General features: G+C 69.7%; 27 protein-coding genes. 11 read left to right on the top strand and 16 right to left on the bottom strand.

What is annotated here, in order from left to right:
- Nucleotides 1–342 precede the first annotated feature (342 nt).
- The 10 genes from AB0M65_RS28855 to AB0M65_RS28810 all read right to left on the bottom strand — a co-directional run bounded on the left by AB0M65_RS28855 (nucleotide 343) and on the right by AB0M65_RS28810 (nucleotide 7157).
- Nucleotides 343–1908 carry an alpha/beta hydrolase gene (locus tag AB0M65_RS28855; RefSeq protein ID WP_364034216.1) on the bottom strand — a complete coding sequence of 522 codons (1566 nt, stop codon included), beginning with the start codon at nucleotides 1906–1908 and terminating at the stop codon, nucleotides 343–345.
- 71 nt (nucleotides 1909–1979) lie between these two features.
- Entirely contained in the window at nucleotides 1980–3059 is a 1080-nt protein-coding gene (locus AB0M65_RS28850; protein ID WP_364034213.1) for an ATP-dependent DNA ligase, read from the bottom strand.
- A gap of 28 nt (nucleotides 3060–3087) precedes the next feature.
- Nucleotides 3088–3675, bottom strand: coding sequence for an alkaline shock response membrane anchor protein AmaP (locus tag AB0M65_RS28845; protein WP_364034210.1), 588 nt, complete (start codon nucleotides 3673–3675; stop codon nucleotides 3088–3090).
- Nucleotides 3672–4208, bottom strand: a complete 537-nt coding sequence (locus AB0M65_RS28840; protein ID WP_364034207.1) for a DUF6286 domain-containing protein — start codon at nucleotides 4206–4208, stop codon at nucleotides 3672–3674. Before AB0M65_RS28840 ends, AB0M65_RS28845 begins: the two co-directional genes overlap by 4 nt.
- Nucleotides 4209–4221: 13 nt before the next feature.
- Entirely contained in the window at nucleotides 4222–4578 is a 357-nt protein-coding gene (locus tag AB0M65_RS28835) for an Asp23/Gls24 family envelope stress response protein (RefSeq protein WP_364034204.1), read from the bottom strand.
- A complete protein-coding gene (locus tag AB0M65_RS28830; RefSeq protein ID WP_005157087.1) occupies nucleotides 4575–4751 on the bottom strand; it encodes a hypothetical protein in 177 nt (58 codons plus the stop codon). Before AB0M65_RS28830 ends, AB0M65_RS28835 begins: the two co-directional genes overlap by 4 nt.
- On the bottom strand, nucleotides 4751–5212 hold the full coding sequence (locus tag AB0M65_RS28825) for an Asp23/Gls24 family envelope stress response protein (protein ID WP_364034201.1): 462 nt from the start codon (nucleotides 5210–5212) through the stop codon (nucleotides 4751–4753). Before AB0M65_RS28825 ends, AB0M65_RS28830 begins: the two co-directional genes overlap by 1 nt.
- A 195-nt stretch (nucleotides 5213–5407) precedes the next feature.
- Nucleotides 5408–5833, bottom strand: coding sequence for a hypothetical protein (locus tag AB0M65_RS28820; protein WP_364034198.1), 426 nt, complete (start codon nucleotides 5831–5833; stop codon nucleotides 5408–5410).
- Nucleotides 5833–6405 (bottom strand): sigma-70 family RNA polymerase sigma factor, encoded by a 573-nt coding sequence (locus tag AB0M65_RS28815; protein ID WP_364034195.1) that lies wholly within the window; start codon nucleotides 6403–6405, stop codon nucleotides 5833–5835. The genes AB0M65_RS28820 and AB0M65_RS28815 overlap by 1 nt, the downstream gene beginning before the upstream one ends.
- A complete protein-coding gene (locus AB0M65_RS28810) occupies nucleotides 6402–7157 on the bottom strand; it encodes a pyrimidine reductase family protein (protein ID WP_364034192.1) in 756 nt (251 codons plus the stop codon). The genes AB0M65_RS28815 and AB0M65_RS28810 overlap by 4 nt, the downstream gene beginning before the upstream one ends.
- A gap of 98 nt (nucleotides 7158–7255) precedes the next feature.
- Here AB0M65_RS28810 and zapE point away from each other — a divergent pair, with 98 nt between their 5' ends.
- On the top strand, nucleotides 7256–8290 hold the full coding sequence (zapE, locus tag AB0M65_RS28805; RefSeq protein ID WP_364034189.1) for a cell division protein ZapE: 1035 nt from the start codon (nucleotides 7256–7258) through the stop codon (nucleotides 8288–8290).
- Here zapE and AB0M65_RS28800 read toward each other — a convergent pair.
- The 3 genes from AB0M65_RS28800 to rocD form a co-directional block, all read right to left on the bottom strand.
- On the bottom strand, nucleotides 8244–8852 hold the full coding sequence (locus AB0M65_RS28800; protein ID WP_364034186.1) for a phosphatase PAP2 family protein: 609 nt from the start codon (nucleotides 8850–8852) through the stop codon (nucleotides 8244–8246). The two genes, zapE and AB0M65_RS28800, sit on opposite strands and share 47 nt — an antisense overlap.
- Nucleotides 8853–9036: 184 nt before the next feature.
- Nucleotides 9037–10398, bottom strand: a complete 1362-nt coding sequence (locus tag AB0M65_RS28795) for a DUF2252 domain-containing protein (protein ID WP_364034183.1) — start codon at nucleotides 10396–10398, stop codon at nucleotides 9037–9039.
- Between the two features lie 31 nt (nucleotides 10399–10429).
- Nucleotides 10430–11665, bottom strand: a complete 1236-nt coding sequence (gene rocD / locus AB0M65_RS28790) for an ornithine--oxo-acid transaminase (protein ID WP_364034180.1) — start codon at nucleotides 11663–11665, stop codon at nucleotides 10430–10432.
- Nucleotides 11666–11821: 156 nt separating this feature from the next.
- On the opposite strand from rocD, the gene AB0M65_RS28785 reads away from it, so the two are divergent.
- The 3 genes from AB0M65_RS28785 to AB0M65_RS28775 are packed head-to-tail and all read left to right on the top strand — an operon-like array spanning nucleotide 11822 to nucleotide 15755.
- Nucleotides 11822–12673 carry a PPK2 family polyphosphate kinase gene (locus AB0M65_RS28785; RefSeq protein WP_364034177.1) on the top strand — a complete coding sequence of 284 codons (852 nt, stop codon included), beginning with the start codon at nucleotides 11822–11824 and terminating at the stop codon, nucleotides 12671–12673.
- Nucleotides 12674–12693: 20 nt separating this feature from the next.
- The gene (locus AB0M65_RS28780) at nucleotides 12694–14808 is read left to right on the top strand and encodes a prolyl oligopeptidase family serine peptidase (protein ID WP_364034174.1); all 2115 of its coding nucleotides are present in this window, start codon (nucleotides 12694–12696) and stop codon (nucleotides 14806–14808) included.
- On the top strand, nucleotides 14805–15755 hold the full coding sequence (locus AB0M65_RS28775; RefSeq protein ID WP_364034171.1) for an LLM class F420-dependent oxidoreductase: 951 nt from the start codon (nucleotides 14805–14807) through the stop codon (nucleotides 15753–15755). Before AB0M65_RS28780 ends, AB0M65_RS28775 begins: the two co-directional genes overlap by 4 nt.
- A 103-nt stretch (nucleotides 15756–15858) precedes the next feature.
- Here the strand turns inward: AB0M65_RS28775 and AB0M65_RS28770 are convergent, their stop codons facing one another.
- Nucleotides 15859–16935, bottom strand: coding sequence for an FAD-dependent oxidoreductase (locus tag AB0M65_RS28770; protein ID WP_364034168.1), 1077 nt, complete (start codon nucleotides 16933–16935; stop codon nucleotides 15859–15861).
- 86 nt (nucleotides 16936–17021) lie between these two features.
- Here AB0M65_RS28770 and AB0M65_RS28765 point away from each other — a divergent pair, with 86 nt between their 5' ends.
- Entirely contained in the window at nucleotides 17022–17447 is a 426-nt protein-coding gene (locus AB0M65_RS28765) for a MarR family transcriptional regulator (RefSeq protein WP_364034165.1), read from the top strand.
- A 2-nt stretch (nucleotides 17448–17449) separates the two neighbouring features.
- Here AB0M65_RS28765 and crcB (AB0M65_RS28760) read toward each other — a convergent pair whose 3' ends face one another.
- Both crcB (AB0M65_RS28760) and crcB (AB0M65_RS28755) read right to left on the bottom strand, forming a co-directional pair.
- Complete coding sequence (gene crcB / locus AB0M65_RS28760; protein WP_364034162.1) at nucleotides 17450–17824, bottom strand: fluoride efflux transporter CrcB; 375 nt, start codon at nucleotides 17822–17824, stop codon at nucleotides 17450–17452.
- Nucleotides 17821–18231: a fluoride efflux transporter CrcB gene (gene crcB, locus AB0M65_RS28755; RefSeq protein ID WP_364034159.1), complete on the bottom strand. Its 411-nt coding sequence runs from the start codon at nucleotides 18229–18231 to the stop codon at nucleotides 17821–17823. Before crcB (AB0M65_RS28755) ends, crcB (AB0M65_RS28760) begins: the two co-directional genes overlap by 4 nt.
- A gap of 173 nt (nucleotides 18232–18404) precedes the next feature.
- Here crcB (AB0M65_RS28755) and AB0M65_RS28750 point away from each other — a divergent pair, with 173 nt between their 5' ends.
- From AB0M65_RS28750 to aspS, 6 genes are all read left to right on the top strand, one after another.
- Complete coding sequence (locus AB0M65_RS28750) at nucleotides 18405–18536, top strand: hypothetical protein (RefSeq protein ID WP_005157133.1); 132 nt, start codon at nucleotides 18405–18407, stop codon at nucleotides 18534–18536.
- Entirely contained in the window at nucleotides 18537–19718 is a 1182-nt protein-coding gene (locus AB0M65_RS28745) for a cupin domain-containing protein (protein WP_364034155.1), read from the top strand.
- An 88-nt stretch (nucleotides 19719–19806) separates the two neighbouring features.
- A complete protein-coding gene (locus tag AB0M65_RS28740) occupies nucleotides 19807–20754 on the top strand; it encodes a sucrase ferredoxin (RefSeq protein WP_364034152.1) in 948 nt (315 codons plus the stop codon).
- Nucleotides 20755–20887: 133 nt separating this feature from the next.
- Entirely contained in the window at nucleotides 20888–22795 is a 1908-nt protein-coding gene (locus tag AB0M65_RS28735) for an intein-containing Rv2578c family radical SAM protein (protein WP_364034149.1), read from the top strand.
- A gap of 261 nt (nucleotides 22796–23056) precedes the next feature.
- Nucleotides 23057–23650, top strand: a complete 594-nt coding sequence (gene merB / locus AB0M65_RS28730) for an organomercurial lyase (RefSeq protein WP_364034146.1) — start codon at nucleotides 23057–23059, stop codon at nucleotides 23648–23650.
- A gap of 138 nt (nucleotides 23651–23788) precedes the next feature.
- Nucleotides 23789–25561: an aspartate--tRNA ligase gene (gene aspS, locus AB0M65_RS28725; RefSeq protein WP_364034143.1), complete on the top strand. Its 1773-nt coding sequence runs from the start codon at nucleotides 23789–23791 to the stop codon at nucleotides 25559–25561.
- The last annotated feature ends 97 nt before the right edge of the window (nucleotides 25562–25658 follow it).

Here is a 25658-nt window from a genome sequence, read left to right as displayed (position 1 = left end):
ACATTCACTTCTTGGGGGGGGGGGGCGTGGGGTGCCGTGTGCCGCTGGTCGCGAGCCGGGGGGGCTGGGGTTTTTGTCTTTTGTTCTGGGAGTGGTGTGTGTTTTGGGTCGTTAGAACGACCCAAAACACTCACGAGACCCGACCCAAAGCGCTCGTGTACCCGCGTCACCACGAGCGGGCGCGACCTGCGCGACGTGATGTCATGAGGGGTCCCCATAGGACGAAAAATGTCCTATGGGGACCCCTCATGACACACCCGCGCTGACACACCCGCACACACCCGCGCTGACCCCCGCGCTGACACCCGCGCCCGCACACACGAGCGAAGGCCCGCGCAGAGCTCAGGCAGGGCAGAGGGTCCCGTCCACAGGGATCTTCCCGTCGATCAAAAATGCCCGCGTCGCGTCGGTGACGCAGGGTGACAGCGGCAGTGCCCCGTGTCCGGCGCCCTGCCAGGTGATCGTGACCGCGCTCGGCATCTGGTCGGCGGCCCGGCCGGTGCCCTGTTCGGGGGTGACCGGGTCGGTCGCGGTCCCGGCGACGAGGATCGGCGGGGCACCGGGGGCGCCGGCGGGCGGGAGTGGTTCGCGGCGCACGGGCCACGGGCTGCACCACGCCAGTTGCTGCGCGGCGAGGACGCCGAACTGCGGGTACTTGTCGCGCAGGGTCGTGGTGACGCGCGTGAGTTCTTCGGCCGAGAGCCGGGTCGCGCTGTCGTTGCATTTGGTCGCGAGCGTGCCGTCCAGCCGGGACGGATGGGCCCGGGTGTCCTTCAGTACCGGGTCGGCGAACGCGGCCAGCGGCGTGATGTCGCCGGTCTGGGCGGTTTTGAGTGCCTCGGCCAGTTCCACCCAGCGCGAGCGCTGTGCCAGCCCGGAATAGACAGCGTACAGCGCGATCCCCGGCGTGATCTCCACTCCGTCGGCGGTCGTCGCGGGGGCGTTGCGGAGCCGGTCCGCGACGGCGGTCACGGCCGCGCGGGCGTCACCGATCGGGCAGCCCTTGGCGATGCAGTCGGCACCGAAGGCGTCGAGGGTGGCCTGCGCGCTCGCGGCGACGGACTCCTGGATGGCGGCCGCGTCGGGGGCCGGGTCGGGCAGGCCGTCGAGCATGACCCGGCCGACCTGTGCGGGGTACCGCACGGCGTATTCGGCGAGGACCTTCGAGCCGTCACCGCGGCCGAGCGCGTGCAGCCGGTCCAGGCCGAGCTGTTCCCGGAGTGCTTCGAGATCGCCCGCGGTCCGCCAGCTGTCCATCGCGACCTGCGAGTCGTCCAGTTCGATCGCGCATTGCTGGCCCGCTTTGCGCGCCGCGTCGACCACGGCTTCGAGGTCGGCGGCCGACGGGTCGCCGCCGAGCAGGTCGGTGCGGATTTCCGCCGGGACGCACTGCACCGCTCCGGACGTGCCCGTCCCGCGCCGGTCGACACCGACCAGCGAGAACTTCCGCAGGTACTCCGGTGGCAGCGCGGCGGCCAGCCGCGCGGCGTACAGCGAACCAGGCTCACCGTCGACGTCGTTGACCACGACCAGCGGGATCGGCCCGTCCCCGGCCTTGACCACCGACAGCCGCGAGATCCCGCGGCCGGGCAGGTCCGGCGCGTCCAGCGTGGTCGGGACCTTGCCGCAGCTGAACTTCAGCGTGTCCGGTACGGACGGCTGGCCCAGCCGCTGCCGGGTCGCCTCGTCGCAGTCCTCCCATTTGATACTGGGCGACCGCGGTTCGTTCAGTGGCGGCAGCGGCACCTGCTGTGCTGCCGGCGGGGTGGCGGAGGTGGGTTTGCCGTCGTTGTCGATCACCGCCGGCCGCGCCGACGGCCCGGCCGTGCAGCCCGCGACCGCGGCCGCGACCAGGGTCGTCATCAGGATCAGCCGTGGCCTGCGGCGTACGGTGCTGGCGGGGCGCACGGGCTGGTCCTCACTTTCCGGGCATGACAAAGCTCTTGCCAGAGCTTCGCAGGTGGCGTGTCAGGCCCCGGTTAGCGGGTGCGTTTGACCTCGCCCCGGAACACCGCGTCCAGGTCGTACCGGGCGACCTCGTCGAGCTGGGCGTAGGTGCAGGAGTCCGGCTCGCGGTCGGGGCGCCAGCGCTTGAACTGCGCGGTGTGGCGGAACCGCGACGGATATCCACCTTCCGTGTGCTCGTAGCCGACCTCGACCACCTTTTCGAGCTTCAGCGGCACCCACGGCGCTTCCTTGGACTTCCATCGGGTGATCCCGCCGGGGACACGCTGGCCTTCGTGGACGGCGTCACCCAGCCAGGGGTGCCCGGTCCCGTCCGTGATCAGCGGTGCCAGTTCCTCGGCCAGTTCACGCCGGCGGGTGACCGGGAACGACCCGACGACACCGGGGTGGTGCAGCACGCCGTTCTCGTCGTACAGCCCGAGCAGGAACGAGCCGACCATCTCGCCCGCCTCGCCGTCGACGTGCCAGCGCAGTCCCGCCAGCACGCAATCGGCCGTGCGTGAGTGCTTGTACTTCAGCAGCACGCGTTTGCCGGGGAGGTACGGCTCGTCGAGTGGTTTGCCGATGACGCCGTCGAGCCCGGCGCCCTCGAACAGCTCGAACCAGTGCCGGGCGATCGCCGGATCCGAAGTGGCCGGGGTCAGGTGGATACCGTCCGACGCCAGTTTCTCCAGCCGTTCCCGCCGCCGCGACGTCGGTTCGTCCAGATAGGACTCGTCGCCGAGCGCCAGCAGGTCGAACGCGACGAACTCGGCCGGGTTCTGCTCCGCGAGCAGCGTCACCCGGCTTTCGGCCGGATGGATCCGCTCGGTCAGCGCGTCGAAGTCCAGCTTCCCGTCCTTGCCGACCACCAGTTCGCCGTCGAGCACGATCTGCTCGGGCAGGGTCGCCTTCAGCCGCTCGACGACCTCCGGGAAGTACCGGTTGAGTGGCTTCTCGGCCCGCGACTGCAGGGTCAGCTCGTCGCCGTCACGGAACACGAGACAGCGGAACCCGTCCCATTTCGGCTCGAACAGCAGACCGCCGGAATCGGGGATCGCCTTCGCCGGTTTGGCGAGCATCGGCTTGATCGGCGGCGTCAAGGGAAGCGACATGACGGCCATTCTTGCCCCATCGGCGTGTTCAGCGCACCCGTTGTGGTGCGGCCGTGTCGAGTTCGAGCCGGACGGCGGTGGGCAGCACGGCGACCCCGAGCGATTCCCGCGCCCGTGCCAGCACCGTGAGGTCGAGCTGCTCCCAGACCCGTTTCAGGTCGGTGCCCTCGGTCAGCCAGAGCGTGATCCGCAGTGCCGGGTTCTCGCTGTCACCGACCGCGCGGACCCGGGCGCGCCCGACCCCGTCGATCGTCTCGGCGTCGAGGCGGACGGCCTCGGAGATGGCCGAGGAGGTCACCACCAGATCGTCGTCGAGTTCCAGGTCGGGACGACCTTCCGGGCGCAGCGACCGGAAGAACCACCACAGGCCCAGCCACAGCAGCAGTACACCGAGCACGATCGCGCCGATGCGGGCGGCGAGCGCGTTCTGCGACAGCCAGTCGAGTGCGATGGGGTCGGCCAGCGGACGGCGGCCGCGGTAGGTGCCGAGCCAGCCGGCGCCGAGCACGAGCACCGCCACCCCGCCGAGCAGCGCGACGAGTCCGATGAGGACGGTCAGGGTCCGTTCCGTGCCGGTGGACCGGCCGAGTGCCTTGGCGGAGACCGAACGGGTCATCGGCGGTCCTTCGGGGAGTCGACGACGACGGACACCTTCGGCCGCCGCACCAGTGGGACTTCGTCGAGCAGGCCGGAGACCGTCTCCAGCAGCCGCGGGCGCAGCTGCCCTTCGGTCTCCATCCGGCTGATCGCGCGGACGCGGATCTTCTTGGCGCTGGCGGTGACCTTCGCGCCGGCGACATTGTCCTGCGCCCGCACGGTCACCCCCACCAGCCGGGCAAGGGAACGCGGCGACGTGGTCACGCTGACCTCGTTCGCCGGGTCGGTCAGCCGGATCGCGCGGCGCCCGGCGGAGGCCGCCGCCAGTATCAGCAGCAGCCCCACCACCCCGGCGACGATCGCGGCGAGCCGGACCGAAGACCCGCCCCAGGTCAGCTCCGCGAGCCTGTCGCGCCAAGCGTCCCAAGGCAGGAACAGCGGCCCTCGCCCCGGCCGCCACCAGCCCCAGCCGACTTCGAGCGCCAGCAGGACACCGGCGGCGGCCAGCGCCAGCCCGATCAGGGCGGACAGCAGGCGGACGAACAAACGCATGCCAGTGCTCCTTCTAGCGGACGCGGGGCGCGATGTCGGGCAGAAGCGCGGAGACCGTCACCGAGATGTCGCGGACCTGGTACGAGGTGATCCGTTCGACCTCCTCGGTGACCCGGGCGCGTAGATCGCCGACGATCCGCCGCACCGGTGCCGGGTACTTCAAGGCGACGTCGAGCACGAGGTCGACGTCGTTGCCCTCACCGCCGACCTTCGCGCTCGCGCCGTGGCTTCCCAGCCCGAGCCCGGCGATCCGCCGCTCGGCGAAGGTGGTCCCGTCGACCTGGTCCGCGGCGTGCTGCGCGATCTTGCGGACCACGGCGGGCGCGATGGTGAGCTTGCCGCGATCGGCGGGGTCGGGCGGGACGGTCATTTGTCGCGGCCCCGGCCGAACAGGTCGCCGAGGTCGAGTTCGCCGTCGAGCACCCGGCCGAGGACGAGGCCGATGACGCCGACGGCCAGCGTCACCAGGAACGCGGTGAAGCCCTGGGTCGCGGCGAGGCCGAGGATGAGGCCGGCGAGCAGGCCGGTTTGGGTGCCGTTCATCATTCGACCCGCGAGGTCTCGGTCTCGCCGCCGTTCTCGTCGGGCAGGTGGATGTCGTTGACCGCGATGTTGACCTCGATCACGTCGAGGCCGGTGATCTGCTCGACCTGGCCGATCACGTTGCGCCGCACCGACCGCGCGACGTCGACGATGCGCGCGCCGTACTCGACGACGACGTCGAGATCGATCGCGGCCTGCTTCTCGCCGACCTCGACCGAGACGCCGGAAGTGGTCACCGTGCCGGAGCCGGGGATGCGCTCACGGATCGCGCCGAAGGCTCGCGAGACCCCGCCGCCCAGCGCGTGGATCCCGGTCACCTCACGGGTGGCGAGGCCTGCCACCTTCTGCACCACCACCGACGAGATCGTGGTCTTGCCTGCGGTTCCTTCCTCGTTGAGGGTCAACCCAGCCCTGACGCCCGCCAAAGCGGTGTCGGGCTTGCTCGCGCTCGGCTGCGCCATGAAGTTCGCTCCTTCTCGCCCTGCGCCGCGCGGCATACGCGCGCGGCGTTCCCTACGCTCTCACCGACCAGGACACGCGCGCATGCCGAGGCCTCACGCGGTGTCCCCCGAATGGGGTAATCAGTCCCGGGGATCCGTCTGTCCACTGTGGACACTTGGACCGGCGGGTACTTGGACGCGGTGGACGCGGCGGCGTCAGTCCGGGTGGACGTCGACGACGTGGACGTTGATCCCGGGTGCCGCCGAGCCGAGCTGTCCGCTCAGTGCCGCGCTGAGGCGGTGCCGCAGCAGCTCCGCTGCCGACGCCGTCACCCCGAACCGGACCGTCACCAGCACCTGGAGCTCGTCGTCTTCGAGCGCGACGGCCGAGATGTGCACCCCGCCGAGGTCGCGGCCGATCTCGGCGGCGAGCCTCCTGGTCATGAGCACCAGCGCGCGCTCCGAAACCTGGGTCTTCCCGCCGTCGGAAGGCAGGTCGAGGGGTGCGGTGGTATGCCTGCCGCGGGCGCCGCCGACCGAGCGGAGCACCCGTTCGACGAGTCCGGGCGGGGTGGGTACCGGACGGCTCGCCTCGGCGCGCACCTGTGCCCACCGGGGATCGTCGCGCGGATCCTCGCTCATCACCGTTCCCCGGGTCGGAGGTTCTCACCGAGCGGTCCCCGGCGGAGTTTCGCGAGCAGCGCCACCCTGGCGCGATGCAGACGGGCACGCAAGGCGGGCACGCTGACCTCCAGGACCTCGGCCACCTCCTCGTAGGTCAGCCCTTCGAATTCTCGCAGAATCAGCGGGATCCGCTGGCCGACGTCGAGTTCGGCGATCGCGCGCAGCACCGTGCCGACCTCTTCGGCGCTCACCACCTGACCCTCTGGACCAGGCACGACGCCCGCGTCGCCCTCGTCGAGCGGCACGGTGGGTTTCCGTCGCCGGACCTGGCCGAGTGCGCCGTTCGTCGCCACCCGGTACAGCCAGGTCGAGACCGCGGACTCGTGGCGGAACCCGGGCAGCGCGCGCCACGCGGAAAGCCAGGCCTCCTGGACGACGTCCTCCGCCTCGGCGGCACTGCCGGTGATCCGCAGCGCCACCCGGTACATCTTGGCCGTATGCCGTCGTACCAAGGTGTCGAAAGCACCGTGGTCCCCGGCGACGGCCCGTTCCGCCAGTTCCTTGTCCGGAACCGGCGCCGGGTCGCTCACCCGCCCTCCCGGCGGCGGTAACGCAGCATGGTGAAACCGTCTTCGAACAGCACCGACGCGAGGTCCATCCGCCGCGGGTCCGGGGTGGGACGGCCGTAGGCGATCCGGCGCGCGCCCGCGCCGGCCAGCAGGGGAGCGACGGTCAGGCACAACTGGTCGACGAGGTCGCCCGCGATCAAGTCGCCGAACAGCATCGGCCCGCCTTCGCAGTCGATCCGGTACAGCCCCCGTTTCCCCAGCAGTGCGAGGGCGTGACGCAGATCGACGTCGTCGGTCCCCGCGACGAGCACGTCGGCGCCCGCGCGTTCCAGCGCGGCACGGCGGGATTCGGGCGCCTTCTCGGTGGTGACGACGATCGGCGGCACCTGGGTGTCGGTGAACAGCGGGCCGGCGGGATCGAGTTCACCGGACCGGGTCACCACCGCGATCGGCGGCACCTCCGACAAGCCGAGCGCGACCCGGCGCGCGGTGCGTGCGGGGTTGATCCGCGCGCCGCGGTACCCCTCGGCGCGGACGGTGCCCGCGCCGACGAGGATCACGTCGGAAAGCAGCCGCCCCATCAGGAAGATCCGTTTGTCCGCCGGATGCGAGAGCCCTTCGGACAGCTCGTTGACCGCCGCCGCGCCGTCCGCGGAGCTGACGAAGTTGACCTGGACCCACGGGCGGGTCAGATCGTCCGGATAGCCGTAAAGCCGTTCGAGGTCGGCATCGGAGACGGCGTCCGCTGGTGTCGTTGGCCACAAAAGCTGCACGGGCCTATCCCAGCACGGGGGCGGCGACCCCGCTGAGCGGGGGATACGCCCGGTCAGGGAGGGTGAACGGCCGCCACCGGTGCCGTTACTCTCGGCGAATGCCCGCCCGCTTGATCGATCGCCGTCCGGAGCTGTCCGCCGACGAGCTGATCACCGCGCTCGTCCCGCCGCCCCGGTTCGACGCGGTCCGGTTCTCCACCTACGTGCCCGACCCGGACGAGCCGAGCCAGGCCGCCGCCGTGATCGGCTGCGGCGCGTTCGCCCGACGGGTCACCGAGGCCGCGAACCGGAAACCGAAGTCGAAGCTGCGGGCGCTGTTCGGCGGCGGGGACGACGCGCCGACCGGGCCGATGGGGCTCTACCTCGACGGCGGGTTCGGTGTCGGCAAGACCCACCTGCTCGCCTCGACCTGGCACGAAACGCCGTCGCCCAAGGCATACGGCACCTTCGTGGAGCTCACCCACCTGGTGGGCGCGCTCGGGTTCGCCGAAGCGGTGCGGCGGCTCTCGGAGCACCGGTTCCTGGCGATCGACGAGTTCGAACTCGACGACCCCGGCGACACCATGCTCGTGACCCGGCTGCTGCGGGAGCTGACCGATGCCGGGGTCTACGTGGCGGCGACTTCCAATACCCTGCCGGACAAACTCGGCGAAGGCCGCTTCGCCGCCGAAGACTTCCTGCGCGAGATCCAGTCGCTTTCGTCCCGCTTCGGCGTCGTCCGCGTCGACGGCCCGGACTACCGTCACCGCGGCCTGCCGGACGCGCCGCCGCCCGCGAGCCCGGAGGAGCTGGAAGCCTCCGCCGCCGCGCGTCCCGAGTCCACCGTGGACGATTTCGACGCGCTGTGCGACCACCTCGGCGGGTTGCATCCGTCGCGCTACGGCAGGCTTCTCGACGGCGTGAGCCGCGTGCACCTGCGCGACATCCACCCGGTGCCGGACCAGAACGTCGGACTGCGGCTGGTCGCCTTCGCCGACCGGCTCTACGACCGCGCGATTCCGCTGGTGGTCACGGGGGAGCCGGTGCCGCTGCTGTTCACCGAGGAGATGGTGAACGGCGGCTACCGCAAGAAGTACCTTCGCGCCGTCAGCCGTCTGACGGCGCTGGCGCGCGACGCCGTACAGCCCAGCTGAGCGACTCCCAGGTCGCGCACACGGCCGCGATGGCGAACAGCGTGCCGCCCACGACGTCGGTCAGATAGTGGTAACCCAGTCCGATCATGCCGATCGTGACACTGACGAGCACCACGGCGCCCACGACGGCGATGACGGCCGTGGCGACGCCGGGGCGGGCGAGCAGGACGAGCACGGTCAGCACCGCGACCAGCGCGACCGTATGCCCGCTCGGGTAGGCAAGCCAGGTACTTTTCCAGCGGTCGAAGAGCGGTTTGAGCACCCAGGTGTTGGCGAGGATCGCGACGAGCGGGCCCACGACGGCCAGCGCCGCTTCGGGACGGCGGCGGCCCAGCAGGCACACCCCGGCGGCGACGCACGCCACCGGGATCAGGACGTAGGCCTCGGTCGGGAGCACGAGCAGGCGCAACAGGTCCGTGTCGGCGCCGAAAGTGCGCCGCACCCAGTTGTCGGCGAGGGCGTCGGGGCCGGTCAGTCCCTCGCCGGACACCAGCACTCCGAGTACGACCATGATCACCGCACAGGTCACCGCGATCAGCCCGGATGACCCTTTTGCGCTCACCGCGCGAGATTACGTCCCCCGCAGGTGACCGTCACCATGCGGGACGGCTTGCGGCTCCGGAGGTGACAGGGACTGTCGTGCGGTCCGGCATCGAGACACGCCCGCGGCCCCACGCCACCCCCGGCTTGCCACTCACGACCCCGGACCGAACGGCCACCGCGGGCTGCCGCCTGACTTGCGCAGGTCACAGCGCGGCGAAGGCCTCGAAGTCTGCTTCGGTCTGATCCGCGTAACGCAGTGCGTAGGCGCCGATAGCCTCATCGAGGTCTTCATCGTCCTCGAAGTACCCGGCCAGCATCCGCGGATGAAGCGAACGCGCGTGCGCCCGCGCCAGTAGTGCGCCCGCGAGCCTGCCGTAGTCGTCGAGGTGGTCCTTCTTCAGTTCCGCGGGGTCGATGTCGCCCTTGAGGTTCCGGAACTGCCGCACGATGTACGGCAGGCCGTCGATGGTCGTCCAGCCCAGCAGGATGTCCGACTCGGCCTGCACGAGCCGCGCGCCCTCGACGATCCGGCGGCCTTCGTGCTCGGGCGAGGACAGTCCGAGATAGGGCGCCAGCGCCGACGGGCTGGCCTGTTTCACTTGCAGCACGAGGTCTTCGCCGCTGTTGCCGTGCAGCAGCGCGACATAACTACGCAGCCCGACACTGCCGGTGCCGACCACGCGGAAGGCCACGTCGGACACCCGGTACCGCGAGATCAGGGTCCGCCGCGATTCCCGCACGGTGTCCACATAGGACACCAGTCCGCCGATCACCGCGTCCGCCGTCGCGTCGTCGACGTGCGTGAGCACCGGCGGGTCCTCGACGAAGCGGTGCCGTTCGAGGCCGGTCGCGTGGTCGTCGATCCGCCGGGTCCACTTCGCGGTGACCTTGGCACTGGTGTTCTTTCTGGCCTTCTCGGCCGCTTCCTCGAAGTCGTCGATCAGGTCGTGCGCGCGGACCTTGTGCAGCACCGACGCGTCCGGCAGCGCGTTCCACGAGCGCAGGAACGGCAGTTCCGCGAGCCCCCGGATGGTGCGCCGGTAGGACTTGACGGCGTCTTCGGCTGCTTCTCGACAGCCTGATTCGCCGATGCCGCCTTCGCGGCCGGCCAGCACGAGACTCGCGGCGAGCCGCTTGAGGTCCCATTCCCACGGCCCGGGCACGGACTCGTCGAAGTCGTTGATGTCCATGACGATCCCGCCTTCGGGTGTGCCGTACAGCCCGAAGTTCGCCGCGTGCGCGTCACCGCACAGCTGCGCCGAGACCCCGGACGACGGCGAGCCCGCGAGATCCGCGGCCATCAGCCCCGCGGCGCCGCGGTAGAAGGTGAACGGCGACGCGAGCATCCGCTCGCGCCGCAGTCCCACCAGTTCCGGCAGCCGTCCCTCGTTGGTCCGCGCGAAGAACTCCGCCACGCTCGGCCGGTCCTTCCCGGCCGCCGCGTGATCGTGTGCGGACGTCGGCGCCTGGTCTCGCAGCGCCTTACCCCTCGCGAACCAGCCCTCCGGCGTCACCGTCTCGGTGCCGACCAGCGGCCGCTCCACCCACTCCCGCTCGTCTCCCATGGACAGGCAACGTACCGCCGGCCCGAAAGGTTCACCGGGTCTTGACGACGTCGGTGATCGCGTCGATACCGCGGTCGAGCTCCTCGCGGCTGATCACCAGCGGCGGCGCGATCCGCAGGGTGTGGTCGTGCGTCTCCTTGCACAGCACACCGCGTTCGGCCAGCGCCGTCGACGCCTCCCGGCCGGTCGGCCCGCCGGGCGCGATGTCGATCCCCGCCCAGAGCCCGCGCCCGCGGACCTCGGCCAGCCCGTCACCGACCAGCTCGCCGAGCCGGGCGTGCAGGTGGGCGCCGAGTTCCCGCGAGCGCTCCTGGAACTCGCCGGTCTTCAACAGCCCGACCACGGCCCGCCCGATGGCGCAGGCGACCGGGTTCCCGCCGAAGGTCGACCCGTGTTCACCCGGCCGCAGTACGCCGAGCACGTCGCGGCTGCCGACCACGGCCGACACCGGCATGATCCCGCCGCCGAGTGCCTTGCCAAGGGTGTAGACGTCGGCGCGCACGCCTTCGTGGTCGAGTGCGAGGACGGTGCCAGTCCGGGCGAGCCCGGACTGGATCTCGTCGGCGATCAGCAGGACGTTGTGCTCGTCGCACAGCCGCCGCGCCTCGGCGAAGTAACCGGACGGCGGCACGATCACCCCCGCTTCGCCCTGCACCGGCTCCAGCAGGATCGCGGCGGTGTGCTCGGTGATGGCGTCGCGCAGCGCGTCGACGTCACCGTACTTGACGGTGACGAAGCCAGGGGTGAACGGGCCGAAGTCGGCGCGCGCGGTCTCGTCGGTGGAGAACGACACGATGGTCGTCGTGCGGCCGTGGAAGTTCGACCCGGCGACGACGATCTCGGCTGCCCCGTCCGGGACACCCTTGACCTGGTACGCCCACTTCCGGGCGATCTTCACGGCGGACTCGACGGCCTCCGCGCCGGAGTTCATCGGCAGCGTCATCTCGGTGCCGGTCAGGTCGGCGAGTTCCCGGCAGAACAACCCGAGCTGGTCGTGGTGGAACGCGCGCGAGGTCAGCGTCACCCGGCCGAACTGTTCGATCGCGGCGGCGATCAGGCCGGGATGACGGTGCCCGAAGTTCAGCGCGGAGTACCCGGAGAGGAAGTCGAGGTAGGTCTTGCCCTCGACGTCGGTGACCGAGGCGCCCTCGGCGGTGGCGATGACCACCGGCAGGGGGTGGTAGTTGTGCGTGCTCCACTGCTCGTCGAGTGCGATGAAGCCGGCGGCTGAGGTGGCGGCGGTGTCCCGGCCGGCGAAGGTCGTCATGCGTTCAGGTTAGATGCCCATCCTGAGTACTTCATCCGGGAAACGTTGCTTTAACCCGTTGTTCGTTGCGTTTCGGCTCCTTCGTGCGACGAAATCTTGCACGGGCACACTTGATCATCGTGGGCGCGCCGCCTGGACCGCGGTTATCGTCGCCGGATGGCGAAAAAGGACCCCGTCTCCGTCCGGGAGGCGCTGAGGATCGGCAAGGCAGGCCGCCCCGATCCGGGCTCGTTCCCGGTCGGACCGCATAAGAAGCCCAAGGCGCTCAAGGAACTCGCCGAGTCCGGCGGCAAGCTCGCGGAGCTGCAGGAAGCCCTCTACGCGGAGGGCGTCGGCGGTGGCCGCCGCAGCCTCCTGCTGTTCCTGCAGGGGATGGACACCTCCGGCAAGGGCGGCACCGTGGGGCACGTCCTCGGCCTGGTCAATCCGATGGGCGTGCGGTACACGGGGTTCAAGAAGCCGACCGCGGCCGAGGGGCGGCACCACTATCTGTGGCGGATCCGCCAACAGCTGCCCGCGCCGGGGCAGGTCGGCGTGTTCGACCGGTCCCATTACGAGGACATCCTGGTCCCGCGGGTGCGGAAACTCGTCCCCGCCGCGGAATGGCGCAAACGCTACGCCGAGATCAACGAGTTCGAGCGGGAGCTGACCGACGCCGGGACCACGATCGTGAAGGTGTTCCTCGACATCTCGCCGGAGGAGCAGCTGAAGCGGCTCAAAGCGAGGCTGGAGACCCCGGCGAAGTGGTGGAAGTACAACCCCGCGGACCTCGACGCGCGTGCACAGTGGAACGACTACCAGAAGGCCTACGCCGACATCTTCGCCAAGACCTCCACCGAGGCGGCGCCCTGGTATGCCGTCCCCGCCGACCACAAGTGGTACCGCAACTGGCTGGTCGCGTGGCTCTTGATCGAGACACTCCAGTCGATGGATCCCCAGTTCCCCCGGGCCGGCTTCGATCCTGAGACGGAACTGAAGAAGCTGGAAGGTGTTGGCGTCCCCGGCTGAGCGTCTGAGAGAGTTCGGACGTGACCGACATCAGCCTCGAAGATCTCTCGTTCCTCCGCCGTCAGGCCCGGACCCAGCGTTTCACCCTCGGCGCGCCGAAACAGTTCAAGGTCGCCCCGGACGGCTCTCGCGTCCTGTTCCTGCGGACCGAGTCCGGCATCGACGCCCGGCACAGCCTGTGGGCGTTCGACGTCGCGTCGGGCGAGGAGACGAAGCTGGTCGACGCCGCCGAACTGCTGCCCGGTGAAGAGGACCTGCCGCCCGAGGAGCGGGCGCGCCGCGAGCGCAGCCGGGAGACCGGCGGCGGCGTGGTCGGCTACGCGGTCGACGACGCCTTCACCGTCGCCGCGTTCTCGCTGTCGGGCAAGCTCCACACTCTTGACCTGGCCACCGGCGAGATATCGGTGCTGGTCGACGGCTCGGTCATCGACCCGCGGCCCAGCCCGGACGGCGGCCGCGTCGCCTACGTCCGCGACCGGCACCTGAGGGTGATCGACCGGGCGACCGGCGAGGACCGCGTGGTGGCCGGGGAGGACGCCGAGGACATCACCTGGGGGCTCGCCGAGTTCATCGCGGCCGAGGAGATGGGCCGGACCCGGGGCTACTGGTGGGCGCCGGACGGCCGGAGCCTGCTGGTCCAGCGGTCCGACAAGGCGGCTGTGCCGCGCTGGACGATCGCCGACCCGGCCAACCCGAAGTCCCCGGCCAACGTCGTCGCGTACCCGGCCGCCGGCGAGAAGAACGTCGATGTGACGCTGGCGATCATCGGCCTCGACGGCTCCCGCGTCGACGTCGCGAAGACAGACTGGGAGTACCTGGCCGCGGTGCACTGGTCGGCGGCAGGCAAGCCGCTGCTCTCGGTGCAGTCGCGTGACCAGCGCGTACTGGAGATCCAGGCGGTCGACCCCGCCGATGGTTCGGTCGAGGTGCTGCACACCGAGACCGACGAGCATTGGGTCGAGATCGCCGCGGGTGTCCCGGCGTGGACCACCGGCGGCGCACTGGTGCGCGAGAGCGCCGCCGACGGCCACCACCGGCTCGTCGTCGACGGTGTCGCGGTCACGCCGCCCGGGCTGCAGGTGCGCTCGATCCTGCACGTCGGCGACGAAGTGCTGTTCAGTGCCTCGGAGGCCGACCCGACGCAAATCCACGTCTTCCGTACCGAGGGCGGCGAGCTCCGTCGTCTGTCCACTGAGGACGGCGTGCACATCGGGGCGGGGAACGCCGCACTGACCGTGCTTTCCTCGTGGAGTCTCGACCACAGCGGACCGGTGGTGACCGTCGTGTCCGGCGAGAAGACGCTGGCGCGGATCAGTTCCCACACCGTCGATCCCGACGTCGTGCCGAACCTGACCTGGCTGACGCTGGGGGAGCGGGGACTGCGCGCCGCGCTGATCCTGCCCACCGGTTACGAGGAGAGCGAAGGCAAGCTGCCGGTGCTGCTCGACCCGTACGGCGGCCCGCACGCCCAGCGCGTCCTGCAGACCCGCAACGCGTTCCTCACCCCGCAGTGGCTGGCGGACCAGGGTTTCGCGGTGCTCGTCGCCGACGGGCGCGGGACGCCGGGGCGCGGATCCGCGTGGGAGAAGGAGGTCGCGGGCAAACTCGCCGACGTCACCCTCGCCGACCAGGTCGACGCCCTGCGGGCGGCCGCCGCACTGCATCCGGAACTGGACACCGAACGGGTCGCGATCCGCGGCTGGTCCTACGGCGGCTACCTGTCCGCGCTGGCCGTGCTGCGCCGTCCCGACGTCTTCCACGCCGGTATCGCGGGTGCGCCGGTGACCGACTGGTCGTTGTACGACACGCACTACACCGAGCGTTACCTCGGGCTGCCGCAAGAGGAAACCGAGTCGTACGAACACAACTCGCTGATCGCGGGCGCCGGAGACCTGTCGCGGTCGCTGCTGATCGTGCACGGCCTCGCCGACGACAACGTTTTCGTCGCCCACTCGTTGCGCCTTTCGTCGGCACTGCTGGCCAAGGGCCGCACGCACGTGTTCCTGCCGCTGGCAGGCGCGACGCATATGACGCCGCAAGCCGAAGAGGTCGCGGAGAACCTGATGCGCACGCAGGTGGACTGGATCGTGCGTGAGCTGACCGGTGAAGTGGTGAAGAGCGAGGAGAACGCATGAAACGGTGGGGTCTCACCATTCCGCTGACCGGGGTGCCGCTCGCGGCGCACAAGGAGCTGGTCGAGCAGTTGCCCGATCTCGGCTACACCGACGCGTGGTCGGCCGAGACGGCGGGCAACGACGCCTTCGCCCCGCTGGTGCTGGCCTCACAGTGGGCGCCGCGACTGCGGCTCGGCACCGCGATCGTGCCGGTGTACACCCGCGGCCCCGGGCTGCTGGCGATGAGCGCCGCGACCGTCGCGGAACTCGCGCCAGGCCGGTTCGTGCTCGGCATCGGCGCGTCGTCGCCGGTGATCGTGAAAAACTGGAACGCCGCCGAGTTCGAGGCCCCGTTCGCACGGTCCCGCGACACACTGCGGTTCCTGCGGTCCGCTCTGGCGGGGGAGAAGGTCACCGAGGACTACGAGTCCTTCTCCGTCAGCAAGTTCCGGCTGGAGCGGCCCACCGACCCGCCGCCGTCGATCATGCTCGCCGCGCTGCGGCCGGGGATGCTGCGACTGGCCGCGAAGGAGGCCGACGGCGCCATCACCAACTGGCTCGCCGCCTCCGACGTACCCAAGGTGCGCCAGGAGATCGGGCCGGACGTCGAACTGGCCGCGCGGATCTTCGTCTGCCCCACCGAGGACAAGGCCGCCGCGCGCGGGCTCGGCCGGATGCTCATTTCGAGCTACCTGACCGTGCCGGTGTACGCCGCGTTCCACGACTGGCTCGGCCGCGGCGAGGCGCTCGCGCCGATGCACGAGGCGTGGGCCGCGGGCGACCGGCAGAAGGCCAATCAGGTGATCCCGGACGAAGTCGTCGACGACCTGATCGTCCACGGCAGTCTCGATTCCTGCCGCGAGCAAGTCCAGTCCTATGTGGACAACGGGCTGACGACGCCGATCATCGCTTTGCTTCCGACGGGTGAGGATCCGTTCGCTCAGGTGCGGGGGCTGGCTCCGCGGTAGGCGGTTGCCGGGTGCGGTGACGGTGGTGCCGGGCGCGTGTCATGAGGGGTCCCCATAAGACGTTTTTCGTCCTATGGGGACCCCTCATGACATCCGGGGGCACTCACGCGAGGCCGAAAAGCTCCTCGAACCGCGAGACCATCATGTGCGAACCCTTGATCTGCGAGGTCGTCGCGGCGTCCAGGACGCCGGCCTCTTCGGTGTAGGTCGCGCCTCCGGAAGGCCCGAGCGGCAGTGAGATCATCGGCCCGCCCGGCGTGTAGGTCCGCAGCTCGCCACCTGTGACCAGCGCCCGGATGTTGGCCACGACGACCTCCGCGTGCTCACCGGCCGACTTCGCCAGTTTCGCTTCCGGCAGCGCGGTGATGTCGCCGAGCGCGAACACCCGCCGCTGGCCGGTCACCAGCAGTTCGGCGGTCACGTCGACCTGACCGTCCGGTCGCCGCGCGGCGGCGAGGTCGCCGTCGAGGTAGGCCGTGTGCGGCGTGCCGCCGAAGCATTGGAACCACAGGTCGGCGGTCACTTCGCCGCCGCCGGTGAGTCCCGAGGTGAACGTCTTCGCGTGTCCGGGTTCCGAGGCGGGCGACTCGGTCAGCGAGGTGCCGAGCAGCAGGTCGACGCCCAGTTCGTTGAGCTGGCGGCGGACTTCGGCGCGGAACTCGTCCGGGAAGCCGGGCAGGATCCTCTCGGCCGGGTCGACGATCGTGACGGCCTTCTCCGGCCACACCGCCTTGATCTCACCGGCCAGTTCAAGCCCCACGGGGCCCGCGCCGAGCAGCAGGACCCTCTCCGCGCCCGCCAGTTCTTCCCGGGTGGCACGGATTTTCGCCTTCGCCGAGGCGCTGTCCCCGAAATCGATTTTCGCCGGGAACGGGTAGGCCGAGCCGGTCGCCAGCACGAGGTAGTCCGGTGTGAGCCGTTCGCCCGAACCGAGTGTGACGCCGCCTTGGTCGACGCTCGCCGCGCGGTCGCGGATCACCCGCCCCCGGTCGAGAAGCCGGGCGTACGGGAAGAAGAGCCGGTCCGTCCACTCGGGATCGACGAGCCCGCGCAACGCGGCGACGTGGTGCACGAAGTCCTCGCGCGGCTCGATGAGGACGACGTCGGTGAACTTGTCCAGTTCCTTCGCAGCGGTGGTGCCGCCGTATCCCCCGCCGATGACGGCCACGGTCGTGGTCATGAGACCCCCTGGTTCGTAGTACATAATGTTGGTACTACGAACTATATTAGTTCGTACTCCGAACGACCGTCAAGTAGACTGCGGTCATGACCACGGCCGAAGACCTCGGATTCGCCACCGCTTTGGTGCGGCTTTCGCATCTGGTGCAGCGGGCTTTCATCGACGTCGGCCGTTCGCACGACCTCACGCCGCAGCAGGCACAGCTGCTCTGCGTACTGGCCCAGGGCGAGACCGGGGTGGGGATGAGCGACCTCGGCCGGATGCTGAACCTGGAGAAGTCCAGCGTCACCGGCCTGGTGGATCGCGTCCAGCGACGCGACCTCGTCGAGCGCGTCGCGGATACCTGCGACCGCCGCGCGCTGAAGATCACCTTGACCGCGGAGGGCCTCCGGCTCGCGAACGCCACCCATGAAGGCGTCGTCGAGAAGCTTGAAGAGATGGCCGCCGTCCTCCCGGCCGAACAGCGGGACGCGATCGCGTCGGCCGTGTGGCGGATGGTGCCGGAAGACTGACCTCAGGCCCAGACGACGGCGGCGAGCAGAAGTCCGGCCGTCGCCGCGGCCAGTCCGGCCACCACGGTGAGGCCGACGTTCAGCACGGCTCGCGGCCGGGCCTTTTCGGTGATCAGCCGCAGTGTTTCGTATCCGAACGTCGAGAATGTCGTGAGGCCGCCGCAGACACCGACCGCCAGCAGCGAACGCACGGTGTCCGGCTCGCCGCCGTGCAATGCCCACCCGGTCAGGAACCCGAGGATCGCCGAGCCGGTGATGTTGACGGTCAAGGTGCCCCACGGGAACGCGTCACCACGCCACGCCCGCATGCGCAGATCGGTCAGGTAGCGCAGGATCGCGCCGGCGCCACCACCGAGAGCGACGAACAGAACGGTCATTTCACCACCGCCCGGGTGATTCCGTGCCCGGCGAAGACCGCGATCAGCGCGCAGACCACCGTGCCGAGCGCGTACGACAATCCAGTGAACGGATGCCCCGTCGTCACAAGATCAAGTGTGTCCGTCGCGTAGGTCGAAAACGTGGTGTAACCGCCGAGGATCCCGATCCCGAGGAACGGGCGCAGCAGCCGGTGCGGGTCGGCCGCCGCGGTCAGCAGCGCCATCAGGATCCCGATCAGCAGGCAGCCGGAAACGTTGGTGGCGAAGGTGGAAAGCGCGAACTGCCCACGGGAATGGGGGAGTGCGACGGAGAGGCCGTAGCGGGCGAGGCTGCCCAGCGCGCCACCCGCGCCGATGGCCGCCAGGACGTCCCATCGCACGCGCGGGACGGATGCCGGTTCAGCCATGGGTGGCAGCGTATAACCGCTGTCCGGGTGAAACCGCCGCGACGGTGTCGAAGATCGCTCACCAAGTCGTTTTTTCCCTGCTGGGCGGTGAATTTTCTCGAAACGTGTCGTAGGCTTGGCGGCGCTCCAGGCCGATTTTCGGTCCGTCCGCTCGTCTAAACGAAGGTGGCAGGATGGCACAGGAACAGTCAGGTACGCAGGCTCCCGACAGCGGTTTGCTGCTGGAGGTAGAGAAGATCCCGACCGCGGTGGACCGGGGCAAGGCCAACGGCGCCGCGGCCGACAACGACGGTAACGACGGCTGAGTGCCCGGAACGACGACGCTGGCTGACCTCGTGGCTCCGCTCGGGGTCAGCCAGTTCTTCCGAGACGTCCATGGCGAGACCTATCGCCGCTTCGAAGGCAATGCGGGCCGGTTCGCCGACCTCCTTCCGTGGCCGGCGCTGAACGCGATCCTCCGGCAGCATCGCCTGGAGTTCCCGCGTCTGCGCCTGGCTCTCGACGGGCAGCCGGTGCCCATGGAGAGCTACACCGATCTCGTCCCCACCCGGCGCAGTGGCACCGTTCCCCACCTGCGAGCCGCTCCCTTCACGGAGCACCTCCGAGGCGGCGCGACCATGGTGCTCGACGCCATCCAGGAACTCAGCGACCCGATCGGCGATCTCGCCCGGCGGCTCGAACACGATCTGCGGGAGAGCGTCCAGGTCAACCTGTACGCGGGCTGGGGCGTGACCCACGGGTTCGACGTGCACTGGGACGACCACGACGCCTTCATCATCCAGGTCGCCGGCCGCAAACGCTGGCGGATGCACGGCCCCACCAGGCCCGCGCCACTGCATCGCGACGTCGAGCAGCCCGAACAGCCTGGTGAGCCGATCGACGACTTCATCCTCGAAGACGGTGACGTCCTCTATGTCCCTCGCGGGCATTGGCACGACGTCACCGCGGTAGGGGAGATGTCCCTGCATCTTACCCTCGGGTTCAGCCCGGCCACCGGCGTCGACCTGGTGTCCTGGCTCGCCGACACGCTGCGGGCGAGTGCCACTTTCCGCCAGGACCTGCCGAGATTCGCGACGGAGGAAGAACGCGCGTCGCACGCCGAGGTGCTGCGGAAGGAACTCGACGCGGCGCTGACCTCCGACGTCGTCTCCCGGTTCCTCGCCGATCGTGACTCGTCGGCCCCGGCGCATCCGCGGGTCGGGCTGCCCTGGGCGGCGACCCCCGGTCTGCTGCCGGACGGCGACGAGACCGAGGCCCGGTTCCTCGTCCCGAGGGCGGTGCTCGAAGAAGGCGATGGACGGGTGACCCTGCTCGCCGCCGGGAAACGGTTCGTCTTCGCGGACGCCGCGAGCCCGGTGCTGAAGGCGTTGCTCGACGGGACTCCGCAGGTGGTCAACCGACTCGCCGAGGTGTCCGGACTCGATCGGGGGACCGTCCGGGCCCTCCTGGGTGAGCTCATCACGCAGGGGCTCGTTTCGATCGGCTGAAGGTCACGAGGGACGAAAAGTGTGAAGGGAGGCCGGACGGGGTAAGCTAAGGCATGCCTAAGGTCAAGTTCGGAGCAGTGGTCACCCGATGACCGCTCAGCTCTCGGACACCGAAGCACCGCCCGCCGCGTTGCCGGGCTGTGCGACCGTCGCGCGCATGCTGGGCGCGAACCCCGCCGGTACCGCGGCCGACATGCGTTGCTGGCTGCTGATCGAGCAGCCGGGACCCTGGCCCGCGGACGCGTTGGAAAGCATTCTTGACGAGGCCTTCCCCGCCGAGCGCCGTGAGCTGCTCGAGAACCTGAGACGGTCCCATGGGCTCCGCCCACTGCTGATCCGGCGTCCCGGTAAACACCGGCGCGACCCGGATCGCCCCCGCGCCGTGTACGTCGGCGGCGGCGAGCCGGGCAACCGCTGGCTGGAACGCCTGGAAATCCAGGACTTGAGCGAACTGGCCGAACTGGACCTCGAAGCCGTCGCGGACGGCATCGGCGGACTCGGCAAACCGGTGCTCGGACCGCTGTTTTTGGTCTGCACGCACGGCACCAAGGACATGTGCTGCGCGGTGCTCGGACGCCCGTTGGCCTCGGCACTCCACGCCAATCATCCTGGCCGCTCGTGGGAGGTCAGCCACGTCGGCGGCGACCGCTGGGCCGGCAACCTCCTCGTCGTCCCCGACGGTTTCCTGCACGGCCAGCTCAACCCGGCCGAGGCGGCGCTGGTCGCCAAGGCCGCGCTGCGCGGACAGGTCGAGCCGGATCAGCTTCGCGGCCGGACGTCCGCGAGGACGGCGTGGGCGCAGTACGCCGAGATCGCGATCCGGCGCCAGACCAATCTGTCCGGATTGGACGACGTCCTCGCCGTCCGGGAGGAGCCGCTGGCCGAGGCCGACGCGCGGTTGGTCACCGTGCGGGCGGGTCAGGACTTCTATTCGGTGACCGTGCGCCGCCGGTCGGCGACGCCACGCGGGGACAGCCGCTGTGCCGGCCTGATCCAGCCCGCCGGGTACGTCACCGAGCACATCAGCCGCCCCTGACCTCCGCAAGTAGTCCTCTGGTTGCGGTACTTGCACACGCAACTACCGCAACCAGAGGACTACTTGCAGCAAAGATCACCCAGGTTCGAACAGGTGTTTGACACCTGCTTAGAACATGTGTTCGACTGGCCGGGTGCGATGGGATCAACAGCGGGCGGACGGCGGCGAGCCGGTGCTGCCCGGATTGGAAGGGTTGCAGCGCTCCGTGCGCGCACCCGAGTTCGACGGCGTCACCTTTCACGAGGTGCACGCCAAATCCGTGTTGAACAAGGTGCCGGAGGGTTCGGGGGTCCCGTTCGGCTGGACGGTGAACCCGTATCGCGGCTGCTCTCACGCGTGTACGTATTGCTTGGAAGGGGCGACACCGGTCCTGATGGCCGACGGCCGGACGAAGCCGCTGGCCGACGTCGCCCCCGGCGACGCGATCTACGGCACGCGCGGACGCGGCGCGGGGCGCAGGCTGGTGCCCACGACCGTCCTCGCGCACTGGTCGACGCTCAAACCCGCGTACCGCCTGACACTCGACGACGGCACGTCCATCGTGGCCAGTGGCGACCACCGGTTCCTCACCGGACACGGGTGGAAACACGTCACGGGTACCCGCTTCGGCGCGGCGCAGCGGCCGCATCTGGTCGGGGGTACCGAACTCGTCGGCGTCGGCAAACTCACCCGCACTCCGGACGACACCATCGGCTACCGCGCCGGGTTCCTCTGCGGGATGCTGCGCTCCGGCGGGTTCTCGGCCGAGCGGGACGCCGCGGACCGGGCGCTCAAGTACCTGCCGGACTTCGGGGCGTCGATCGGCTTCGTGCAGGTGCCACCTTCGCCGGATTCCCATTGGCAGCGCGGCTTCCTCGCCGGGCTGTTCGACCTCTCCGGCAGCTACCGGCACGGCGCGCTGCGTGTCACTCACGACGAAGAGGACATCGTCTCCACCTTCTGCGCCGCACTCGACAATTTCGGTTTCCGTTACGTGAAGACCGAGAACGTCAAGTTCCGTCCGTTGTGGACAGTGCAGCTGCTCGGCGGGCCGTCGGAGGAGATGCGGTTCTTCCATCTCGCCGATCCGGCCGTCGGCTGGAAGCGGTCGCTCGACGGCCTCGGGATCGGCCGGACCAGGCGGCGGGTGTCGGCCGTCGAGGCACTCGGGATCGAGCTGCCGCTGTTCGACATCACCACCGGCACCGGTGACTTCATCGCCGACGGGATGGTCACGCACAACTGTTTCGCGCGGAACACCCATACATACCTGGATTTCGACCCCGGGCGGGACTTCGACACGCAGGTGATCGTCAAGGTCAACGCGCCCGAGGTGCTGGCCGCGCAACTGCGGCGCCCCGGCTGGGCACGCGAGCACGTCGCGATGGGCACGAACACCGATCCGTATCAGCGCGCCGAAGGCCGGTATCAGCTGATGCCGCGCATCATCACCGCACTTGCGGATTCGGGCACCCCGTTGTCCATCCTGACCAAGGGGACGGTGCTGGCGCGGGATCTGCCGCTGCTGGAATCGGTGTCGAAGGACGTGCCCGCCGGTCTCGCGATCTCGCTCGCGCTGCTCGACGAGGGCCTGCAGCGCCGCCTCGAACCGGGAACACCGAGCCCGCGGGCCCGGCTCGACCTGATCCGCAAGGCGCGGGACGCCGATCTGCCGTGTTCCGTACTCGTCGCGCCGGTACTGCCATGGCTGACCGATTCGGCCGACGCACTCGACGCCTTGTTCGCGCGGCTCGCCGAGGCGGGCGCCACGCGGGTCACCGTCTTGCCGTTGCATCTGCGGCCGGGCGCGCGGGAATGGTTCGCGTGCTGGCTCGGCCGGGAGTATCCGGAGCTGGTGCCGAAGTACCGCGAGCTGTACTCGCGTGGCGCGTATCTCCCGAAGTCCTACCGAGAGCGGCTGGGAGCGCGCGTCGGACCGCTCTTGCGGCGGCACGGTTTCGCGTCCCGTGCGGATGACGGGGACCGGATGCAAGTGACGATGCCCGTGCAGCGCACCGAAGAGGTCGCGGTCCCGGCGGCTGAGCAGCTCAGGTTGTTGTAGGGGCGCGGGTGGAAGGTGGGTCGGGTTGGGACGCGACTTGCCACTCACTACCCACCCCGACCCCGGCCACCCGGGCCACTTTCGCCCCAGATGACCGAAAGTCTGCTTTTTCCGGGCTTTCTCCGGAAATTTCCTGCCCGTCACCCTTCACGGACTGTGAATTTTCTTACGTGACAACGGATTCGGCCGTTCGGCTTAGTCACTTGGCGGAAATCCGTTTCGTGCTTAATCTCGGAGAAGACGAAGGCGAGGAGGTGCCTGTTGACCACCCGGACGGATCGCACCGCCGCTGTTCGCATCGCCTGGGCCGCGACCAAGCTGACCAGAGCGGGCAAACATCCCATCGCCATCGGCAGGCTCGCGGGCACCGTCGGCGTCGACCCCGCCGAAGCACACCGGCTGATGGACCTGATGGGTTTCGTCATCCGTGACGGCCTGGTCCTGATGGACCGGGGGATGGACCGCGGCTCGCGGCCGGGCGTGGCCGATCGCGCCGGTGGGGACGGCTACCGCATGGACTTGTTCCTGCTGGCCATCGCGACCGGCGAACCCGTGCACGCGGATTCGACCTGCCCGGCGACCGGCGCACGCGTCCGCGTCCATTTCACCCGCGAGCGGGTGCTGAGCGTCGACCCGCCGCACGCGGTCGTCGCCGCGTCGCGCCTGTCCGACATCGACCTCATCCTCGGCTCGGAGTACATCGAGGCGCTGATCTGCACCCAGTTCTTCGCCTCGAAGGAGGCGGCCGCGGGCTGGCTGCTGGACAACATCGACGGCCGGGTCCTGTCGGTCCCCGATTACCTGGCGCACGCGCGGCGCGTGGTCGCCGCGCTGGAGGCCTGGCCGACGATCTGAGAACACCTGGTCGCGAGGCATCCGGGGCGATTCGTTAGCCTTTCGATAGCCCTATCGACTCGTCAATGAGTCATGAGTCATTGAGTCATTGACAGCCGTCGAATCGCAGAAACGTGATGCCGAAGGAGAGCACCCGCAGTGCTTCGCACCCACAAAGCCGGCACCTTGCGTGCCGAGCACGCCGGTCAGACGGTCACCCTCACCGGATGGGTGGCCCGGCGGCGCGATCACGGCGGCGTCATCTTCATCGATCTGCGTGACGCCAGCGGCGTGAGCCAGGTCGTCTTCCGCGAGGGCGAGATGGCCGAGCGCGCCCACCAGCTGCGCTCCGAATACTGCCTCCGCATCGTCGGCGAGGTTTCGGCTCGTCCCGACGGCAACGCCAACGCCGAGATCCCCACTGGCGAGATCGAGGTGCTGGCCACCGAGCTCGAGGTGCTGTCCGAGGCCGCCGTGCTGCCGTTCCCGATCGACGACCGGGTCGACGTCGGCGAAGAGGTGCGCCTCAAGCACCGCTACCTCGACCTGCGCCGCAGCGGCCCCGCCGCCGCCATGCGCCTGCGCAGCGACGTCAACCGCGCGGCCCGCGAGGTGCTGCACGCGCAGGAGTTCGTCGAGGTCGAGACCCCGACCATGACCCGTTCCACCCCCGAGGGCGCCCGCGACTTCGTGGTCCCGGCGCGGCTCAAGCCCGGTTCCTGGTACGCGCTCCCGCAGTCACCGCAGCTGTTCAAGCAGCTGCTGATGGTCGGCGGCCTCGAGCGGTACTACCAGATCGCGCGCTGCTACCGGGACGAGGACTTCCGCGCCGACCGGCAGCCGGAGTTCACCCAGCTCGACATCGAGATGAGCTTCGTCGAGCAGGACGACGTCATCGCACTCGGCGAGGACATCGTCACGGCGCTGTGGAAGCTGATCGGCGCCGAGATCCCGCGGCCGTTCCAGCGCATCACCTACGCCGACGCGATGGAGAAGTACGGCTCGGACAAGCCGGACCTGCGCTTCGATCTCGAACTCACCGACATGACGGCGTTCTTCGCCGACACTCCGTTCCGCGTGTTCCAGGCGCCGTACGTCGGCGCCGTCGTGATGGCGGGCGGGGCCGGTCAGCCGCGCCGCACCCTCGACGCCTGGCAGGACTTCGCCAAGCAGCGCGGTCACCGCGGGCTCGCTTACATCCTGGTGAACGAGGACGGCACGCTCGGCGGGCCGGTCGCGAAGAACCTGTCGGAGAAGGAGCGCGAAACCGTCGCGGAGGCCGTCGGCGCCAAGCCCGGCGACTGCGTCTTCTTCGCCGCGGGCAAGCCCGCCGACGCACGTTCGCTGCTCGGTGCCACCCGCCTGGAGATCGGTAACCGTCTCGGCCTGATCGACGAGAACGCCTGGTCGTTCGTCTGGGTGGTCGACTTCCCGATGTTCATCTCCGCCGAGGAGTCCGACGACGTCGCCGTCGGCGGCGGCAAGTGGAAGGCCCTGCACCACGCCTTCACCTCGCCGACCCCGGAGTGGATCGGCAAACTCGCCGATGACCCCGGCAACGCGCTGGCCTACGCCTACGACATCGTCTGCAACGGCAACGAGATCGGTGGCGGGTCGATCCGTATCCACCAGCAGGAACTGCAGAAGCAGGTCTTCGAGCTGATGGGCCTCGGCGAGGAAGAGGCGCAGGAGAAGTTCGGCTTCCTTCTCGACGCCTTCGCCTTCGGCCCGCCGCCGCACGGCGGGATCGCGTTCGGCTGGGACCGGATCGTCATGCTGCTGGCCAAGGCCGATTCGCTGCGTGACGTGATCGCGTTCCCGAAGACCGGCGGCGGGTTCGACCCGCTGACCGCCGCCCCGGCCCCGATCACGCCGGAGCAGCGCAAGGAAGCGGGCATCGACGCGAAACCGGCTCCGCCCGCCAAGAACTGATGCTCCATCTCAGGGCCGTGTGCCCGCCGGGGCGGACCGACGAAGCGGTCCGGATCCTGCGGGAGAATCACCATCGGTGAGCGGGGAGGAAGCTGTT

The organism is Amycolatopsis sp. NPDC051071 (assembly GCF_040682875.1).
Taxonomy (GTDB): Bacteria; Actinomycetota; Actinomycetes; order Mycobacteriales; family Pseudonocardiaceae; genus Amycolatopsis.
Note: the sequence above shows the minus strand (reverse complement) of the source record. Positions and strands in the feature narration are given on the sequence as shown.

Excerpts from the sequence above, each read along its gene's own strand:
- crcB (WP_364034162.1), bottom strand. The coding sequence starts at position 17,824 with ATGACCGTTCTGTTCGTCGCTCTCGGTGGTGGCGCCGGCGCGATCCTG.
- AB0M65_RS28835 (WP_364034204.1), bottom strand. The coding sequence starts at position 4,578 with ATGACCGTCCCGCCCGACCCCGCCGATCGCGGCAAGCTCACCATCGCG.
- AB0M65_RS28845 (WP_364034210.1), bottom strand. The coding sequence starts at position 3,675 with ATGACCCGTTCGGTCTCCGCCAAGGCACTCGGCCGGTCCACCGGCACG.
- rocD (WP_364034180.1), bottom strand. The coding sequence starts at position 11,665 with ATGACGACCTTCGCCGGCCGGGACACCGCCGCCACCTCAGCCGCCGGC.
- AB0M65_RS28740 (WP_364034152.1), top strand. The coding sequence starts at position 19,807 with ATGACCGCTCAGCTCTCGGACACCGAAGCACCGCCCGCCGCGTTGCCG.
- AB0M65_RS28750 (WP_005157133.1), top strand. The coding sequence starts at position 18,405 with ATGGCACAGGAACAGTCAGGTACGCAGGCTCCCGACAGCGGTTTGCTG.
- AB0M65_RS28795 (WP_364034183.1), bottom strand. The coding sequence starts at position 10,398 with ATGGGAGACGAGCGGGAGTGGGTGGAGCGGCCGCTGGTCGGCACCGAG.
- AB0M65_RS28770 (WP_364034168.1), bottom strand. The coding sequence starts at position 16,935 with ATGACCACGACCGTGGCCGTCATCGGCGGGGGATACGGCGGCACCACC.
- AB0M65_RS28785 (WP_364034177.1), top strand. The coding sequence starts at position 11,822 with ATGGCGAAAAAGGACCCCGTCTCCGTCCGGGAGGCGCTGAGGATCGGC.
- AB0M65_RS28850 (WP_364034213.1), bottom strand. The coding sequence starts at position 3,059 with ATGTCGCTTCCCTTGACGCCGCCGATCAAGCCGATGCTCGCCAAACCG.
- zapE (WP_364034189.1), top strand. The coding sequence starts at position 7,256 with ATGCCCGCCCGCTTGATCGATCGCCGTCCGGAGCTGTCCGCCGACGAG.
- AB0M65_RS28830 (WP_005157087.1), bottom strand. The coding sequence starts at position 4,751 with ATGAACGGCACCCAAACCGGCCTGCTCGCCGGCCTCATCCTCGGCCTC.
- AB0M65_RS28840 (WP_364034207.1), bottom strand. The coding sequence starts at position 4,208 with ATGCGTTTGTTCGTCCGCCTGCTGTCCGCCCTGATCGGGCTGGCGCTG.
- AB0M65_RS28765 (WP_364034165.1), top strand. The coding sequence starts at position 17,022 with ATGACCACGGCCGAAGACCTCGGATTCGCCACCGCTTTGGTGCGGCTT.
- AB0M65_RS28825 (WP_364034201.1), bottom strand. The coding sequence starts at position 5,212 with ATGGCGCAGCCGAGCGCGAGCAAGCCCGACACCGCTTTGGCGGGCGTC.
- AB0M65_RS28775 (WP_364034171.1), top strand. The coding sequence starts at position 14,805 with ATGAAACGGTGGGGTCTCACCATTCCGCTGACCGGGGTGCCGCTCGCG.
- AB0M65_RS28820 (WP_364034198.1), bottom strand. The coding sequence starts at position 5,833 with ATGAGCGAGGATCCGCGCGACGATCCCCGGTGGGCACAGGTGCGCGCC.
- crcB (WP_364034159.1), bottom strand. The coding sequence starts at position 18,231 with ATGGCTGAACCGGCATCCGTCCCGCGCGTGCGATGGGACGTCCTGGCG.